This is a genomic window from Mesorhizobium sp. J8, assembly GCF_016591715.1.
In the GTDB taxonomy this organism is placed as follows: Bacteria; Pseudomonadota; Alphaproteobacteria; order Rhizobiales; family Rhizobiaceae; genus Mesorhizobium.
This window is the reverse complement of the sequence record NZ_AP024109.1, coordinates 5,858,177-5,875,053: the sequence shown is the minus strand read 5'-3', so window position 1 is coordinate 5,875,053 and position 16,877 is coordinate 5,858,177. Positions and strand designations below refer to the sequence as shown.

Genomic DNA, 16,877 nt, shown 5'->3' with positions numbered 1-16,877 from the left:
GAATCATCCCTTCCTTTTCGCGATCGTCTTGAAATCCGCCGTCTGCCTGGCGATTGCCGCTTCGGCCGGCAGACGCTCCATCGAGCTCGCGCCATAGAAGCCGTGCAGTCCCTCGCAGCGCTCGAGGATATAGCGGGCGTCGTCAGGCATCGAGATCGGCCCGCCATGGCAAAGCAGGATCACGTCCTTGCGCACCGAGCGCGCGGCATCGGCTATGGCGTCGATCTCCACCACACAGGCGTCGAGCGTCTTTGCCGAGGTGGCGCCGATCGAGCCGCCTGTGGTCACGCCCATATGGGCAACGACGATATCGGCTCCGGCTTTCGTCATGGCGCGCGCCTCGTCCGGGTTGAAGACATAGGGCGTGGTGAGTAGGTCGAGCTTGTGCGCCTCGGCGATCATGTCGACCTCGAGCCCGAAACCCATGCCGGTCTCCTCGAAACTCTGGCGCATGGTGCCGTCGAACAGGCCGATGGTCGGAAAATTCTGCACGCCGGAAAAGCCCATCGTCTTCAGCTCGGAAAGCAGCAGCGGCATGATGACGAAGGGGTCGGTGCCGTTGACGCCGGCCAGCACCGGCGTCTTCTTCACCACCGGAAGCACCTCATAGGCCATTTCCTTGACGATCTCGTTGGCGTTGCCATAGGCGAGCAGGCCGGCGGCCGAGCCGCGCCCGGCCATGCGGTAGCGGCCGGAATTGTAAATGATGATCAGGTCGATGCCGCCGGCTTCCTCGGCCTTGGCCGACAGGCCGGTGCCGGCGCCGCCGCCGACGATCGGCACGCCGTCGGCGATCATCTTGCGGAATTTTTCCAGGATCGTTTTGCGTGGGATGGCAGCCATGCTTGTCTGTCTCACTTGTTGGCGATGTCGAGAAAAGCCTCGGCCGCGGCCTTGGCGAAGGCGGGATCGTTGATGTGCAGCGGTAGGCGCCTGACGGTGCGGTCTTTCGTCGGCACGATCGTCCGCTCGATCGCGTCGAACAGCGCTTGATCTGCCTCCGCGTCGAAGAAGGCGCCGCCTTCGATATCCAGCGCCGAGACGCCCTTTTCCGGGATCAGGAAGCGGACAGGACCGTCGCATCGCGCGAGGCGGCCGCCGATCCATTCGCCGATCCGGCGGCATTCGTCGGCCGTGGTGCGCATCAAGGTGACGTTTGGGTTGTGCTCGTAGAACAGCCGCCCACGATATTTTTCGGGAACGGTCGGCGGCGCCCAGAAATTCACCATGTCGAGCGCGCCAACCGAGCCGACATAGGGCAATTTCGTACGGGCGATGGCGCCGAAGCGATCGTCGGTTGCCGGCAGCACGCCGCCGAGCAGGAGATCGCAGACCTCGGTCGTGGTGATGTCAAGGACGCCGGCAAGCAGGCCGCTGTCGGCGAGCTTCTCCATCGAGCGGCCGCCTGTGCCGGTGGCGTGGAAGACCGTGCAGTCATAATCGGCGCGCAAGCGCTCGACGATCGCGGTCACGCAAGGCGTGGTGACGCCGAACATGGTGAGCCCCAGCGCCGGCTTGCCGGCGGCGGCCGGAGCCGGCTTCGCCGCCATGCCGGCGATCGCCTGGGCGGCATTGTGCAGCACCGTGCGGGAGAGCCTGTTCAGTCCCGCCATGTCGGTCACCGACGGCATCATGATGATGTCGGAGACGTCGACGTATGGCGCGGTATCGCCGGAGGCCAGCGTCGAGACCATGAGCTTCGGCAGGCCGAGCGGCAGCGCGCGCATGCCGGCGGTGACGATCGAGGTGCCTCCCCCGCCGCCGATGCCAATCACGCCGGCGACGTCGTCGCGCGAGCGAATGAAACCGGCGAATGCGGCGGCCATGCCGGCAACGGCGGCGCCGCGGTCATTGGTCCCGAGCACCGCTCCGGCTCCCTCGGGATGATGCGCGGCGACTTCGCTGGCCGGGATATCCACCGGGACGGTCGCGCCGCGCGTGCCGATATCGACACGCACGACCGCGCCGCCGGCAGCAGTGACGGCATCGGCCAGGAAGGCAAGCTCCTCACCTTTGGTGTCGGCGGTGCCGACCACATAGATGCGCTTCATGCGCGGTTCCCCGTCGTCGGGCATGGTCGGCTTTGCCGCCTGCCTTTCTTGCCCACCTTTGAGCTCCTCGGCGAAGGCTCGTCGCCAGTGGGGACCTATCATTGCCCGGCATTGCGCCATTGCAAATTTTTGAGACGCGCGTATCGTATTGATATGGATGTCTCACGTCAACAAGCCGTCGCCAAGGATGAGGCCGCCCAGGCGCCTGGCGTCGAGAAGGGCGCGCGCGCCCGCACCAGGCGGTTGATGCTGGAAACGGCGACGCGGCTGATGCAGTCCGGCATGACACCCTCGGTCAGCGAGGTCGCGGAGGCGGCGGAGGTGTCGCGCGCCACCGCCTATCGGTATTTCCCGAGCCAGGCGGCGCTGGTGCAGGCCGTGGTCGATGAAGGGCTCGGCCCGATCCTCACTTGGAAGTCGGCCTCCGACGATGCCGAACGGCGCGTGGCGGATCTGTTCGCCACCGCGATGCCGCGCATCGAGGCCTTCGAGGCGACATTCAAGGCGGCGCTGAAGCTGTCCCTCGACCAATGGGCGCGGCGCCAGGCCGGCACGCTCGGATCCGAGCCCGCCTTCACGCGCGGCCATCGCGTCGACCTGCTGAAGGATGCGATTGCGCCGCTCAAGGGCCGCCTGAAACCACGCCAGTTCAGGCGCCTGGCGCAGGCGCTGTCGCTGGTGTTCGGCGTCGAGGTGGTCACGGTGCTGAAGGATATCTGGGGGTTGAACAGCGCCGAAATGATGGCGGTCGCGCAATGGGCCGCGGGGGCGCTGGTGCGCTCTGCGATGGCGGAATCAGAAGCAAAATCGGCAGGAATGTCGGCGACGCCAAAGGCGCCGGCCATTTAAATCTGGTTCGACCAGATTGCGGGGCCGGGTGCGAATGTTAATTGTGGCAAGCAGCTCATGACAATGGTCTTGCGTATCGCAGAGTAGGAAAAACAAGGGAAAACAGCCAGATATCGTAAGGATTGGCGCTTTCGACTGCTTTCGGTCGCTGAAGAAAGCGCTTGACGCCAAGCTGAGATTGGTAATACCAGATATAGCCAAATAAAGCGGATCAAAATTGATGGCCGCGTTCCATTTCCGGCAGGGCGAGGAGGCCTGGAACCGGCAAGGGTGCCATCGCAGGAGGAACTACCAGGGCCGGCTTCGCTGCCGGTTCGCATGACACGATAGAATGCGCACAAGGGAGGAAAACTATGCGCAAGATAGTGACCAGCGTGCTTGCTGGTGTCGGCCTGGCGCTTGCCTGCGGGACATCCGTCCATGCGCAGGAAAAGTCGCTCACCATCTTCTGGGCGGAGTGGGACCCGGCTAACTACCTGCAGGAACTCGGCAACGAGTATGAGAAGGAAACCGGCGTCAAGATCACGGTCGAGACCACGCCGTGGTCCGATTTCCAGACCAAGGCCTTCACCGAATTCAACGCCCATGGCGACGCTTACGATCTGGTGGTGGGCGACTCGCAGTGGCTCGGCGCGGGCTCAACCGGCGGTCATTATGTCGACCTGACCGACTTCTTCAACAAGCACAAGCTCAACGACGTGATGGCGCCGGCGACGGTCAAGTACTACGCCGAATATCCCGGCAACAGCGGCAAGTACTGGGCAATCCCGCTCGAGGGCGACGCCGTCGGCTGGTCATATCGCAAGGACTGGTTCGAGGATCCGAAGGAGAAGGAAGCCTTCAAGGCCAAGTATGGCTACGACCTCGACGTGCCGAAGGATTTCAAAGCGTTGCGCGACATCGCCGAATTCTTCTACCGGCCGGACCAGAAGAAATACGGCATCGCCATCTACACCGACAATTCCTATGACGCGATGGCGATGGGCTTCGAGAACGCGCTGTTCTCCTATGGTGGCGAGCTCGGCGACTATGCGACCTACAAGGTCGACGGCCACATCAATTCCGAGAAGGCGGTCGCCGCGCTCGATGCCTATCGGGAACTCTACAAGTTCACGCCTCCCGGCTGGGCCAAGTCGTTCTTCGTCGAGGACAACCAGGCGATCACCGAAAACCTCGCGGCGATGAGCATGAACTACTTCGCCTTCTTCCCCTCGCTGATCAACGAGGCCTCGAACCCGAACGCCAAGAACACCGGTTTCTTCGCCAATCCTCCAGGCCCCAATGGCGACCAGTTCGCGGCGCTTGGCGGCCAGGGCATCTCGATCGTCTCCTACTCGCAGAAGCAGGACGAGGCAATGAAGTTCCTGGAATGGTTCATCAAGGACGAGACCCAGAAGAAGTGGGCGGCTCTCGGCGGCTATACCTGCAGCGCCGCGGTGCTGAAATCGCCTGAGTTCCAGAGCGCTACGCCCTACAACAAGGCGTTCTATGAGACCATGTTCAAGGTGAAGGATTTCTGGGCGGTGCCGGAATATGCCGAACTGCTGCAGCAGCTCAACCAGCGCATCTATCCCTATGTGATCGGCGGACCTGGCACCGCCAAGGAAACGCTGGACGCACTCGCCGCCGACTGGAACGCAACCTTCAAGAAATACGGCCGCGTGCAGTAATCGACATGCCTCGCGGAGGAGGCTCGAGAGCCTCCTCCGTTTGTTTTTCAAGCATCCGGAGCAGGGTTTTGGCGACCACGATGATCACCACGCTCGACAGGTCCTCGCGGGCCGCGGCGCGCGGCCTCAGCGACATTTCGATCCGCAATCTCTTCATCATTCCGACGATCCTGTTCCTGATTGTCTTCAACATCTTCCCGCTGATCTATTCGTTGGGCTACTCGTTCACCGACTTCCGCGCGTCGACCAATGCGCCGGCCAATTTCGTCGGATTGCAGAATTACCGCGACCTGCTCAACGATCCCTATGTCTGGTCGAACTTCGCCATCACGGCGAAATACGTCATCATATCGGTTGCCGGACAGCTCTTCGTCGGCTTCGGCGTGGCGATGCTGCTCAACCGCGACATACCGATGAAGGGGCTGCTGACGACACTGCTGCTTTTGCCGATGATGCTTTCCATGGCGGTGGTGGGCCTGTTCTGGAAGCTGCTCTACGATCCGTCTTTCGGCATCATCAACTATGCGCTCGGGCTCGGCACTTTCGAGTGGCTGGCCGACCCGAAGATGGCGCTCTACGCGGTCGCGCTCACCGACATCTGGATGTGGTCGCCCTTCGTCATGCTCTTGTCGCTTGCCGGGCTCTCGGCAGTGCCGAAGCATCTTTACGAGGCCGCTGCGATCGACCGGGCCGGGCCGTTCTACACTTTCTTCCGCATCACGCTGCCGCTGGTCGCGCCGATCCTGATGATCGCCGTCATCTTCCGCACCATGGAAGCGTTCAAGACCTTCGATCTCGCCTACATCCTGACCAGCCAGCCGACGGCCGAGCTGATCTCGATCCGGCTCTACAAGATGGCCTTCCAGGAATGGCAGACCGGGCGCTCCTGCGCCATGGCCTACATCGTGCTCATCATGGTGCTGGCGATCACCAACATCTACGTCAAATACCTCAACAAGGTGAAGGAGCGCTGAGATGGCTGCTGTCCGCACTTCTTCCGAGGTCGCCTTCAACCGCGCGGCAATCGTCGCCGTGCTGGTGGTGACGGTCATCTTCCTGGCGCCGATCTACTGGATCGCCTCGACGGCCTTCAAGCCGCGCAACCTCGCCACGACGATCCCGCCGACGGTCGTGTTCCAGCCGGAGATATCGCCCTTCGTCAAGCTGTTCACCAAGCGCTCGCAACTGCGCAGTCCGCCGACGCCGGAAGAGTACGCGGCCGCCCCGTGGTGGGAACGCGTCGTGTTCGACGGCGGTGAGAAGATCGTGCGCGACGGCAAGGGCGCCGTGCAATGGTCGGGCTATCCGAATCGGTTCATGAATTCGCTGATCGTGGCGATCACCTCGACCGTGCTTGCCGTCGGCATGGGCACATTCACCGCCTACGGCTTCTCGCGCTTCAAGGTGAAGGGGGAGGCGGACCTGCTCTTCTTCATCCTGTCGACGCGCATGCTGCCGCCGGTGGTGGTCGCAATCCCGATGTTCCTGATGTACCGGGCCGTGGGACTGAACGATTCCCATCTCGGTCTGATCATCCTCTACACCGCCTTCAACCTGTCCTTCTCGGTCTGGCTGATGAAGGGCTTCATCGACGAGATCCCCAAGGAATATGAGGAGGCGGCGCTCGTCGACGGCTACACGCGCATGGAAGCCTTCTTCAAGATCGTGTTGCCCGAAGCCGCGACCGGCATCGCCGCAACGGCCGTGTTCTGCTTCATCACGGCGTGGAACGAATATGCCTTCGCGCTGATCATGACCAACCGTCGCGCCCAGACCGCACCGCCTTTCATCCCGAGCCAGGTCGGCTCCGGCCTGCCGGACTGGACGGTGATTGCCGCCGGCACGTTCCTGTTCCTGCTGCCGGTCGCGATCTTCACCTTCCTGCTCCGCAACCATCTGTTGCGCGGCATGTCCTTCGGAGCGATCCGCAAATGAGCTTTCGCGCGATCAACGAGAAATATCTGGAACCGGGCTCGCAAATCCTGATGGTGCTGGGCATCGTCGCGCTCTGCCAGCCGTGGAACATGCTACTCCACACCTATGGCGTGACGATCATCCTGATCGGCCTGATCGGCTTCAACGTCACCTCCAAGATCCCGCGCGAGGAGCAGGCCGGCACCGGGCAAGGGGCCGGCCAACAGGTGCATAATGCGGGGGCGCAGCATTGACCCAGATAGAGCTTCGCGGCGTCCAGAAATTCTTCGGCGCTGTCCAGGTCATCAAGGACCTGAACCTCAAGATCGACGACAACGAGTTCATCGTACTGCTCGGGCAATCGGGCTGCGGCAAGACGACGACGCTGCGTGCCATCGCCGGGCTGGAGACCATCGACCAGGGCGACATCCTGATCGACGGCAGGCCGGTGCAGCAACTCAAAGCGGCCGATCGCGACATCGCGATGGTGTTCCAGTCGTTCTCGCTCTACCCGCATATGAACGTCTACGAGAACATCGCCTTCCCGCTGCGCGCGACGCGCAAGAGCAGGAGCGAGATTGACACCGAGGTGCGCTCGGTGGCCAAGACGCTGCAGATCACGGACCTGCTCACCAAGAAGCCCTCGGCGCTGTCGGGCGGCGACATGCAGCGCGTGGCCATCGGCCGGGCGCTGGTGCGGCGTCCGAAGGCGATGCTGATGGATGAGCCGATCGGCGCGCTCGACGCCAAGCTGCGCGAGGAGATGCGCGCCGAGATCAAGCGGTTGCATATCAAGCAGGGCTCGACCAGCATCTATGTGACGCATGACCAGATCGAGGCGATGAGCCTCGCCGATCGCATCGTCATCATGCATGAAGGCGTGCTGCAGCAGGTCGGCACGCCGGACGAGGTCTATTCCCACCCAGCCAACCTCTTCGTCGCGCAGTTCGTCGGCAGCCCCGTGATGAATGTCGCCGAGGCCAAGGTCGCAGAGACCGCCTCGGCCGCTTCGGTCACGGTCGGCAACGCGGCCGCTGGCTTCGAGTTTCCGCGCGCGCTGCTTTCCAAGCTCAACGGCCATGCCGGCGGCCAGCTCACCTTGGGCATCAGGCCGGAGGGCGTGTTGGTGCGCCGCGAGGCGACGGAGGGCTTCCTGCCGGTCGAAACGCAAATCGTCGAGCCGCTCGGCTCCTTCGACATCGTCGACCTGAAAGTCGGCTCCAACATGCTGCGCGCCCGCACCAAGAGCGGGTTCATCAGCGGCGCGGGCGAAAGGGTCTACGCGCGCATCGATCCTTCGCAGGCGCATTTCTTCGACCCCGCGAGCGGCAAGTCGCTCGGAGTGAGACTGTAATGGCCCATATCGAACTCAAGAACATCACCAAGAAGTTCGGTGGCCACACTGCGCTGACCGGCCTCAATCTCGACATCGCCGACGGCGAGTTCTTCGTGCTGCTCGGCGAGACGGGCGCCGGCAAGACGACGACCCTGCGCCTGATCGCCGGGCTCGATAAGCCGACCGAGGGCCAGGTCTTCATCGACGGCGTCGACGTCGCCGATTGGGGGGCGGCAGAGCGCGATGTGGCGCTGGTGCTGCAGCAATACTCGCTCTATCCGCGCTACACGGTGCGGCAGAACCTCGAATTCCCGCTGAAGCCGAAGATCCGCCGGCTGCCGGATGCAGAGATCAAGGATCGCGTCGCGCGCGCCGCCCGCACGCTTCGTATCGAGCACCTGCTCGACCGCAAGACGGACCGGCTTTCCGGCGGCGAGATGCAGCGCGTCTCGATCGGCCGCGCCATCGTGCGCAAGCCGCGCGTCTTCCTGATGGACGAGCCGCTGTCGGCGCTCGACGCCAAGCTGCGCGAGGCCCTGCGCACGGAGCTCAAGAACCTGCAGATGCAGCTCGGTGCCACGTTCCTGTTCGTCACGCATGACCAGATCGAGGCCATGTCGATGGGCGACAAGGTCGGCGTGCTCAACCATGGCCGCATCGTCCAGACCGGCACGCCGCATGAGATCTACAACAATCCGCGCGACACCTATGTCGCGAGCTTCGTCGGTTCGCCGCCGATGAACCTCATCGACGGCAAACTGGTCAATGACCGCGCGGTGATGGCTCCGATGAATTTCGAACTACCGCTGTCAACTGGGGCCAAGACCTTTGGCGGGGGCAGGACGAGCGGCGCGACCGAAGGTCGGCCGCTCGTCTTCGGCATTCGTCCCGAGGATGTCTATCTGGAAAGCGGGGCGCCGGTCGAGGCGCGGGTCCACGATGTCGAGAACCACGGCGTCGAGAAGATCGTGACGCTCAGGGTCGGCGACACGATGCTGCGGGCCACAGTGCCGGCCAGGACCGATGTCGCGATCGAACAGCCGGTGCGCTTTGCCTGGAACCCGGACAAAGTGGTGATGTTCGACAAGGGCAGCGGGGTGAGCCTGCGCCACGCCGGATAGCGATCGGGTTGGCTGCTGCCTTATTGCTTCGGCAGATAGGTCTCGTAAGGCGTGTCGTTGATCAGCAGGATGACGCATTCGGTGTCCGACAGGCAGGCGTCGTCGTGCATCTCGTCGGCCTTCTGCGTCCAATAGGAGCCGGGCGGCAATTCGACCTTGGTGGCTTCGCCGCCCTGCATCTGCCAGTGCGCCCACAGGCCCTTGATGACCACGGCGCGGTAATCGGCCGTATGGGCGTGGACGGGCGCGCGCCAATTGCCGGGAACTTTCAGCAGCGTGCCGGCCGGTCCCTTCGCGCGCTCGCCCCATAGCGGACCAAGCCGCTGCGGCTGGCCCGGCGCCTCGACGGCATAAGGGATCTTGTCGGCGGGCAGATAGCTGTCTTCCAGCGCGAAAGCCCGGCCCGGCAGGATGGCGGCGGCGGCAAGCGCAAGCGATGCGAGACGATTGGGCATGGCGGTTTCCTCCGCCATCGAGCTTAGGCTGCCTCGACCGGCGGGGAATGGCGCGTCGTCCAAAAGATTTGGCAATTCCTCCAACGGCTGCAACTGCCCGCCGGATATCAGGATTGCTCCTCGGCGCCGGTGTGACGGAAATGGCTCGGCGCCACGCCCATCACCCGCTTGAAGGCGCGGCTGAAAGAGGCTTCCGAATCGTAGCCCAATCTCGATGCCGCGACCGAGACCCGCATGCCGTCGCGGGCAAGCCATTGCCTAGCCTGGTGCATACGCACGCGCAGCACGTACTTGGCCGGCGTCTCGCCAACCACGGTGGCGAAGCGCTGCGCGAAGGCGGAGCGCGAGGCGCCCATCATCCTGGCCAGTGCCTCGACCGTCCAGTCGCGCTCCGGCTGCAGGTGGATGGCGGCAAGCACCTTGCCGACATCCGGATTGCGCACGGCGGCGATCCAGCCGGTGGCGTCGCCGCAGCCATTTTCCACCCAGGAGCGGATGATGGTGGCGGCGAGCACATCGGCCAGGCGGGCGAGGATGCCGCCGGAGCCCACCCGGTCCATCGTCACCTCGCCGGCCATCGCGTCGAGCAGGTGCTGGATGCCGGGGGCATTCGCCATCAGCTTATGCGCCTGCATCAGGTCGGGCATCATCTCCAGCAGCGGGTGCGAGCCGTCGAGGTTGAAATGCATCGAGCCGCAAAACAGCAGGGTCTTGCAGCCGTCGCAGCCGTTCGAGACATCGTAGATATTCTCGCACACCGGCTCGATCGTGTAGCGGCCGATCGGCACCGGCGGCACGCCGGGCGCGCTCGCCAGCACATGCTCGGCGCCGCGCGGGATCAGCAGCGCGTCGCCCACCGAGAGCTCGATCCATTCCTTCGCCGGCGAGAACAGCCAGCAGCCCTGCTGTCCGATGAAATGGAAGCGCGCGGCCTTCTGAGCCGGGAAGGAAACGGCCCAGGGCTCGCCCAGCACGCAGCGGCCATAGTCGACACCGTCGAGGCGCAAGCCACGCAACATGTCGGTGAGGGGGTCGCCCGACGTCTCTAAAACGGATTTGGACGAATTGTAATTCATTTCGGCGTTTCTAGCATGGAAAGTCCAGACAGTCACTCCCTATGTTGCACTGCAGCCCAAATGTTGCGCTGCAACTCACCGGAGATTTGTCATGACCGAGCCCGCCACAGGCGCCATTGACGCCGCTGTCCTCGACAGAGCCGAACCAGAAGAACGAAGCGAACCTGCCTGGGGCGCGGTGGTCTCGCTGGCGCTCGGTGTTTTCGGCCTGGTGACCGCCGAATTCCTGCCCGCCAGCCTGTTGACGCGGCTGGCGCAGGACCTCGGCGTCAGTGAAGGTGCCGCCGGTCAGGCGGTGACCGCGACGGCCGTTGTCGGTGCGATCGCCGCGCCGACCATGGCGATCGTCACCAAGCGGCTCGACCGCCGGTATGTGATGTGGATCCTCTCCGTCCTTCTGATCGTCTCCAATCTCGTCGCCGCCTTCGCCTCCTCGCTCACCATGCTGCTTCTCGCCCGCGTCGTGCTGGGCGTCGCGCTCGGCGGCTTCTGGTCGATGTCGGCGGCCATGGCGCTCAGGCTCGTGCCGATGCGGCTGATGCCGCGCGCCATGTCGATCATCCTGACCGGTGTCTCGGTCGCCACCGTCACGGCGGCTCCGGTCGGCGCCTATGTCGGCGACGTCTGGGGCTGGCGCACGGCGTTCATGATCGCCGCGGTCGTCGGTGCGCTTGCGCTTCTGGTGCAACTCGCCACGCTTCCCAGCCTGCCGCCGACGGCCGTGGCGAGCTTCCGCACGCTGGTCGAGGTGCTGAAGCGGCCGATGATCCGCATCGCGCTGCTGGTGGTGCTGCTGGTCGCGTCCGGTCAGTTCGCCGGCTTCACCTATGTGCGGCCGTTCCTGGAGACGGTGCCGGTGATGTCGATCGAGACCATCTCGCTGGTGCTGCTCGCCTATGGTATCGGCGGCTTCTTCGGCAATTTCGCCGGCGCGTTCCTGGCCGAACGCAATTTGAAGATGGCGGTCGGCCTGGCGCCGCTGCTGATCGCCCTGTCGGCGGCGACGCTGCTTGCGCTCGGCGCCTCGCCGATAACGGCGGCGGTCGCCGTCACCGCCTGGGGCTTCGCCTTCGGCGCCGTGCCGGTCGGCCTGCAGACCTGGCTGGTGCGCGCCGCGCCCGACCAGGCCGAGAGCGCCGGCGGGTTGATGGTCGCGACCTTCCAGGTGGCGATCGCGCTCGGCGCCATCGTCGGCGGCCTGCTGGTCGATCATGCCGGTGTTGCCAGCGCCTTCGCCTATGGCGGCGTCGCGACCTTGCTCGCGGCGCTGGTGGCTTTCGCAAGGGGGCCGAAGCAGGCCGCCGAGTAACGGCCCGCCCACTCACTCGGGCACCGGCCCGGCTCTCAGGGGAGCCGGGCCGATACCTGCAGCTTAGGCCGAGCGGCCGTCGAACTCGAACACGTCGATGCCGGCGGTGTCGACATCGTCGAGGCAGTTGATGTTGATGTAGGCCGTCCGCCCGCTGCCTTCGCCGACGTCTTCGGCAAATGGATGGATGCCGCAGGTGCGGCAGAAGCGATGCGCGATCTGAGCCTTGCCGAAAGTGTAGCGGCCGAGGTCGTCGCCCCAGGCGACCAGGCGCAGGCTGCCATGCGGCACGGCCCACAGCAGCGCGCCCTTGCGAGCGCAGATCGAGCAGTTGCAGCGTACCACGCCGCCGATCTCACCCTTGACCTCGAACGCCACCTTGCCGCAGTGGCAGCTGCCTTTGTACAGCATCAGCATCTTCCCATCGCTGGCAGGGTGCAAAGGCACACTTGCCGGGTTATCTCTTCGTCGGCCCAAATCAGGCCGTGCCTGAAAGACGCTGCAACTTTGCAAGGCCCGACATCGAAAATGCAATCCGTCCGCGACCATGTCGAAATCATCCTGTCACGTCTTGCCAATCGCGCGGCCGATGAGAAGGTCTACGTGAAGCTCTATGCCGAGGCTGCGCGGGCGGCCGCTGACGCATCCGACGCCCGCCGCAAGGTCGGTTTGAGCCTCGGCCCGCTCGACGGGCGCATCGTCTCTATCAAGGACCTGTTCGATGTCGCCGGCGAGCCGACGGCGGCTGGTTCTCTGATCCATGCCCATGCGGCGCCGGCGACGCGGGATGCGGCGATCGTGCAAAGGCTGCGGCAGGCGGGCGCGGTCATCCTCGGCAAGACCAACATGACGGAGTTCGCCTTTACCGCGATCGGCGACAATCCGCACTACGGCACGCCGGGCAATGCCGCCGATGCCGGGCTGATCCCGGGCGGCTCGTCGTCCGGGGCGGGCGTTGCGGTCGGCGAGGGCACGAGCGACATCTCGATCGGGTCGGACACCGGCGGCTCGGTCCGCATCCCGGCCTCGCTCAACGGCGTCGTCGGCTTCAAGCCGACGGCGCGGCGCGTGCCCTTGGCCGGCGCCTTTCCGCTGTCGATGACGCTGGATTCGATCGGCCCGCTTGCCCGCAGCGTCGCCGATTGCGCGATCGCCGATGCGATCATGGCGGGGGAAGAGCCGGCGGCCCTTCGTCCGGTACCGTTAGCGACCTTGCGCATCGGCATCCCGCGGGGTGTGTTGTTCGGCGATACGCAAGCGGAGGTCGGCGAGGCTTTCGAGGGCTGCATCGACAGGATCGGACGAGCCGGCGTCCGTGCTGCCGAGTTGCCGATCGACGATCTCGTCGCCGAGATGCGGACGGCGACCAGACGCGGCACGATCGCCTCGATGGAAGGCGCCGAAGTGCATGCCGACTGGCTGGCGAGCGGCGCCGCGGTGCCGGTCGATCCGCATGTCACCGGGCCATTGTCGCGCGCGCTCACCGTTCCCGCCTCGGCCTATATCCGCACGATCCGCCGCCGCGGCGAGCTCGCGGCGGCGATGGCGGAACGGCTGGAGGCTGTCGATCTCCTGGCATTGCCGACCGTGCCGATGGTCGCCCCGTCCATTGCCGCCATGGCCGGCGACGAGGCGCTGCGCGACAGGACCGAAGGGCTGCTCCTGCGCAACACGCAACTCGCCAACCAGTTCGACCTCTGCGCGATCTCGCTGCCGATGCCGGGCACCAAGCTGCCAGCCGGGTTGATGCTGGTGGGCAAGCATGGGGATGATCGCCGGTTGCTCGCGATCGCGGCGGCCGTTGAGGCATTGCTTGGCCGTTGATAGGGATGTAGCGCTGATCGACCCCCACTCCGTCTCGGCTTCGCCGAGACACCTCTCCCCCGATCGACGGGGTAGAGGAAAGGCGCCAAGCTTTTTTGCCGTCAACGCTCCTCCAGCAAGGCTCTCTTCCTTTCCCTCCGGAGGGGGGAAAGGTGGCGCTGCGAAGCAGCGACGGATTGGGGGAACCACGCGGCAATCAAGCCTCAGCCCGATCAGTCACGCCAGTCACAGAGCCAATCTTATTGGTGAGATGTCCGGCAGGACGGAGGGGGCGCTGTCCTGCAGGCGTCCCCGGTCTACATCGTCGCTCGCCGACGAACTAATCGCCGGCTGGAAACCGTCGCCGGTAATGCTCGACGGCTTCCGGATTGCGCAGATTGACCGGCAGTTTGCCGGCGAGCACCAGCAGCGTCTCGTTCGCCGCGCCGACGCCCATGCGCATCATCGATTCCTCGGTGATGCCGGCCATATGCGGGGTGACGATGACATTGTCGAAACCGAAATAGGGATGGTTGGGCGGCAGCGGCTGCGTGGAAAAGACGTCGAGCGCGGCGCCGCCGATCCGGCCTTCTCGCAAGGCTTCGATCAGCGCCTCGTCGTCCACCACCGGACCGCGCGAGACGTTGATCAGCAGCGCGCCGGGCTTCATGCGAGCGATGCGCTCGCGGCTGATCAGGCCGCGCGTCTCCTCTGTCAGCGGGCAGCAGAGCACGATGATATCGCTTTGCTCGATCAGCGCGTCTATCGACAGGAAGCCGACACGCTCGGGCGCCGGACGCAGACTGCGCGTCGTCGCCACGACATTGAGGTCGAAGCCATGCGCGGCGATGTGGCCGACGGCCTGGCCGACCGCCCCGAGACCGACGATGCCGATGGTCTTGGCGGCCAGCTCGCTGGTCGAATTGGCGTGCTCGCGCCCGGCAAGCCAGCCCTTGGCGCGCAGGTCGCGGTCCATCACGCGGAAGCGCCGCAGCAGGGCAAGTGCCACAAACATCACGTGTTCGGCGACCGAGCGGGCGTTGACGGCAGGCACGTTCGCGACCAGCACTCCGGCGGCGGTCGCCGCTTCGACCGGGATCATGTCCAGCCCGGCGCCGTGGCGGATCGCGGCGCGCAAATTCGCCGCGCCTTGAAACAGCTCCGGCGGCAGCGGCGCGCGCACGATGACGATGTCGGCGTCGCGGGCCTCGGCGGTCAGCGTCCTGGGATCGAGGGCGGAAGCGATCGCAAGGCGGCCGGCACCGGCCAGCATGGCCGTGGCGCGCGGATGCAGCGGATGCGTCGACAGGATCTTGCGCATGAGGTTTTTGTTTTCTCCGCATTTCCGCCGCGCCAAGCGATAACGCTTGGCTGCAAAATGCTCTAGGCCTTTTCGAGCGCCGCGCTTTTCGGTTCCGTCCCGCGGCCTTCGATGATCCCCTTCCAGTAGCTTTCGGCGCCCTGCAAATGGGCGCTCATCAGGGCCTGGGCGAGATTGCCGTCGCGGCGAAGCAGCGCCTCGTAGATCTGGATGTGCTCGGCATGCGAGCGCACGCTACGCTCGGGGTCGTTGAAATAGATCGGCAGGCGCTGCTCGCCCATCAGGTAATAGACGCTGCAGATGTTGTGGAAGACGCTGTTCTTGGTGGCGCGCACGATCTCGAGATGGAACTCGCGGTCCTCCTTGGCGAGGCCTTCGCCGGCGGCGATGCGCTCTTCGGAAGCCTTCAGGATCTCGCGCAGGCGTTCGAAATTCTCCTCGGTGGCGCGCGAGCAAGCAAGCTCGGCCGCCTTGATCTCGTGGATCTTGCGCAATTCGACGGTCTCGTAGATCTGCACCGGATCGAGCGGCAGGCCGGCGCGGGCGAAAAGCGCCAGCGCTTCCACGCTCGCCTGCTTGGTATCGATATAGATGCCGGATTTGGCGCGGCGCTCGACGATGCGCATGGCTTCGAGGATGGCGAGCGCCTCGCGGATCTGGCCGCGGCTGACGCTGAAATGTTCCGCCAGCTCGCGTTCCGACGGCGTGCGGCCGGACTCCTTGTCCGAGTTGGAGAAGAGATAGGCGGCAAGTTCCGCGAGAAGGTTCTTTTCTTTCATCGTCAAATACGTTGCGCGTGCGCCTCCAGGAATCGCTCCGAGATGGTGAATCCCAATCCAGGCTTTTCAGGGATCGCTATCATACCGTCCTTCGCTTCGACAGTCTCCTCGACGAGGTCGTGGATCATCGGATTGGCGCCGAGCGAATATTCGATGATGAAGGAGGCGGGCGAGGCGGCGCACACATGCAGCCCGGCGAAGAAGCAGGGCGCGCCGGCCCACAGATGCGGCGCGAAGCGCAGGTTGAAGGCGCTGGCGATGATGCCGATCTTCATCGCCTCGCTGATGCCGCCGCAAAACGCCGGATCCGGCTGGAAGATGTCGGCGGATTTCAGCATCGCCAGGTCGCGGAAGGCGTAGCGCGTCGCCTCGCTTTCGCCGGTCGCGATCGGCGTCGAGCCCGAGGCGCGCACCTCGGCCATGCCTGGCTTGTCGTCGGCGATCACCGGCTCCTCGAACCAGGCGAGGTCGAGATCGGCGGTGAGCTTGATGAAGCGCTTGGCTTCGGCCACGGTGTAGGTGCCGTGCGCGTCGACCATAAGATCGACGTCGGGACCGATCGCCTGCCTTGCGGCGCGCACGCGCGCGGCCGAAAGATGCGGGGCGCCATCCATGGCGCCGACGCGCATCTTCAGCGCCTTGAAGCCACCCTTGGCGATGTAGGATTGCAACTGCTCGCCGATGGCGTCGGGGGAAGCCCAGCCGCCCGAGGCATAGGCCTGCATGCGTTCGACCTTGCGGCCGCCGAGCAGCCGCCAGACCGGCTGCCCGAGCGACTTGCCGAGGATGTCCCAGAGCGCGATGTCGACGGCGCTGATCGCCGCCACGCTCATGCCGCGCCGCGCCAGCTGCGGCATGGCATGACCGGCATGCGCCGCCGTCTCGTGCCGCACGCCGTTGTAGAGCATCTCCCAGATGATGCCGATGTCGGCGGGATCGCGACCGATGAGCTGCGGGCCTATCTCATGGTTGAGCATATGGACGAGCGCGCCATAGCTGCCGGCGCTGCCGGCGGCGTTCTTGCCTTCACCCCAGCCGATCAGGCCGTCATCGGTCTCGATGCGCAAAATGGCGGCGTCGAATGTCGTCACCTGACCGAAGTCGCTGCGATGCTGCTTCGCGACTTCGATCGGAACACGAACCCACCAGGCCTGGACGCTTTTTATGCGCATGTTTTCCCTTCGGTCCTCCGC

17 protein-coding genes are annotated in these 16,877 nt (G+C 64.8%); 9 read left to right on the top strand and 8 right to left on the bottom strand.

What is annotated here, in order from left to right; genetic code table 11:
• Window positions 1–3 precede the first annotated feature (3 nt).
• Window positions 4–843 carry a phosphoenolpyruvate hydrolase family protein gene (locus MJ8_RS28125; protein WP_201411855.1) on the bottom strand — a complete coding sequence of 280 codons (840 nt, stop codon included), beginning with the start codon at window positions 841–843 and terminating at the stop codon, window positions 4–6.
• Window positions 844–854: 11 nt separating this feature from the next.
• The gene (locus MJ8_RS28120; RefSeq protein WP_201411854.1) at window positions 855–2,051 is read right to left on the bottom strand and encodes a Tm-1-like ATP-binding domain-containing protein; all 1,197 of its coding nucleotides are present in this window, start codon (window positions 2,049–2,051) and stop codon (window positions 855–857) included.
• A gap of 153 nt (window positions 2,052–2,204) precedes the next feature.
• On the opposite strand from MJ8_RS28120, the gene MJ8_RS28115 reads away from it, so the two are divergent.
• The 7 genes from MJ8_RS28115 (at window position 2,205) to MJ8_RS28085 (ending at window position 8,941) form a co-directional block, all read left to right on the top strand.
• On the top strand, window positions 2,205–2,900 hold the full coding sequence (locus MJ8_RS28115; protein ID WP_201411853.1) for a TetR/AcrR family transcriptional regulator: 696 nt from the start codon (window positions 2,205–2,207) through the stop codon (window positions 2,898–2,900).
• 353 nt (window positions 2,901–3,253) lie between these two features.
• Window positions 3,254–4,570, top strand: coding sequence for an ABC transporter substrate-binding protein (locus MJ8_RS28110; RefSeq protein WP_201411852.1), 1,317 nt, complete (start codon window positions 3,254–3,256; stop codon window positions 4,568–4,570).
• 68 nt (window positions 4,571–4,638) lie between these two features.
• Entirely contained in the window at window positions 4,639–5,544 is a 906-nt protein-coding gene (locus MJ8_RS28105; RefSeq protein WP_140747338.1) for a carbohydrate ABC transporter permease, read from the top strand.
• A gap of 1 nt (window position 5,545) precedes the next feature.
• Window positions 5,546–6,505, top strand: a complete 960-nt coding sequence (locus MJ8_RS28100) for a carbohydrate ABC transporter permease (protein ID WP_201411851.1) — start codon at window positions 5,546–5,548, stop codon at window positions 6,503–6,505.
• Window positions 6,502–6,738 carry a hypothetical protein gene (locus MJ8_RS28095; RefSeq protein ID WP_201411850.1) on the top strand — a complete coding sequence of 79 codons (237 nt, stop codon included), beginning with the start codon at window positions 6,502–6,504 and terminating at the stop codon, window positions 6,736–6,738. The genes MJ8_RS28100 and MJ8_RS28095 overlap by 4 nt, the downstream gene beginning before the upstream one ends.
• Entirely contained in the window at window positions 6,735–7,838 is a 1,104-nt protein-coding gene (locus MJ8_RS28090; RefSeq protein WP_201411849.1) for an ABC transporter ATP-binding protein, read from the top strand. Before MJ8_RS28095 ends, MJ8_RS28090 begins: the two co-directional genes overlap by 4 nt.
• Window positions 7,838–8,941 (top strand): ABC transporter ATP-binding protein, encoded by a 1,104-nt coding sequence (locus MJ8_RS28085; protein WP_201411848.1) that lies wholly within the window; start codon window positions 7,838–7,840, stop codon window positions 8,939–8,941. Before MJ8_RS28090 ends, MJ8_RS28085 begins: the two co-directional genes overlap by 1 nt.
• A 20-nt stretch (window positions 8,942–8,961) precedes the next feature.
• Here MJ8_RS28085 and MJ8_RS28080 read toward each other — a convergent pair whose 3' ends face one another.
• Together MJ8_RS28080 and MJ8_RS28075 are read right to left on the bottom strand one after the other, a co-directional pair.
• Window positions 8,962–9,396 carry a DUF4437 domain-containing protein gene (locus tag MJ8_RS28080; protein ID WP_201411847.1) on the bottom strand — a complete coding sequence of 145 codons (435 nt, stop codon included), beginning with the start codon at window positions 9,394–9,396 and terminating at the stop codon, window positions 8,962–8,964.
• Between the two features lie 107 nt (window positions 9,397–9,503).
• Window positions 9,504–10,472 carry an AraC family transcriptional regulator gene (locus tag MJ8_RS28075; protein WP_201411846.1) on the bottom strand — a complete coding sequence of 323 codons (969 nt, stop codon included), beginning with the start codon at window positions 10,470–10,472 and terminating at the stop codon, window positions 9,504–9,506.
• A gap of 91 nt (window positions 10,473–10,563) precedes the next feature.
• Between MJ8_RS28075 and MJ8_RS28070 the strand changes: the two genes are divergently transcribed.
• Entirely contained in the window at window positions 10,564–11,781 is a 1,218-nt protein-coding gene (locus MJ8_RS28070; RefSeq protein ID WP_201411845.1) for an MFS transporter, read from the top strand.
• Between the two features lie 63 nt (window positions 11,782–11,844).
• On the opposite strand, the gene MJ8_RS28065 is transcribed toward MJ8_RS28070, so the two are convergent.
• Window positions 11,845–12,192, bottom strand: coding sequence for a GFA family protein (locus MJ8_RS28065; protein ID WP_201411844.1), 348 nt, complete (start codon window positions 12,190–12,192; stop codon window positions 11,845–11,847).
• 117 nt (window positions 12,193–12,309) lie between these two features.
• Between MJ8_RS28065 and MJ8_RS28060 the strand changes: the two genes are divergently transcribed.
• On the top strand, window positions 12,310–13,605 hold the full coding sequence (locus tag MJ8_RS28060; RefSeq protein WP_201411843.1) for an amidase: 1,296 nt from the start codon (window positions 12,310–12,312) through the stop codon (window positions 13,603–13,605).
• A gap of 319 nt (window positions 13,606–13,924) precedes the next feature.
• Here the strand turns inward: MJ8_RS28060 and MJ8_RS28055 are convergent, their stop codons facing one another.
• The 3 genes from MJ8_RS28055 to MJ8_RS28045 form a co-directional block, all read right to left on the bottom strand.
• Window positions 13,925–14,905: a hydroxyacid dehydrogenase gene (locus MJ8_RS28055; RefSeq protein ID WP_201411842.1), complete on the bottom strand. Its 981-nt coding sequence runs from the start codon at window positions 14,903–14,905 to the stop codon at window positions 13,925–13,927.
• A 62-nt stretch (window positions 14,906–14,967) separates the two neighbouring features.
• Window positions 14,968–15,684: a FadR/GntR family transcriptional regulator gene (locus MJ8_RS28050; protein ID WP_201411841.1), complete on the bottom strand. Its 717-nt coding sequence runs from the start codon at window positions 15,682–15,684 to the stop codon at window positions 14,968–14,970.
• Window positions 15,685–15,686: 2 nt separating this feature from the next.
• A complete protein-coding gene (locus tag MJ8_RS28045) occupies window positions 15,687–16,856 on the bottom strand; it encodes a mandelate racemase/muconate lactonizing enzyme family protein (RefSeq protein ID WP_201411840.1) in 1,170 nt (389 codons plus the stop codon).
• Between the last annotated feature and the right edge of the window lie 21 nt (window positions 16,857–16,877).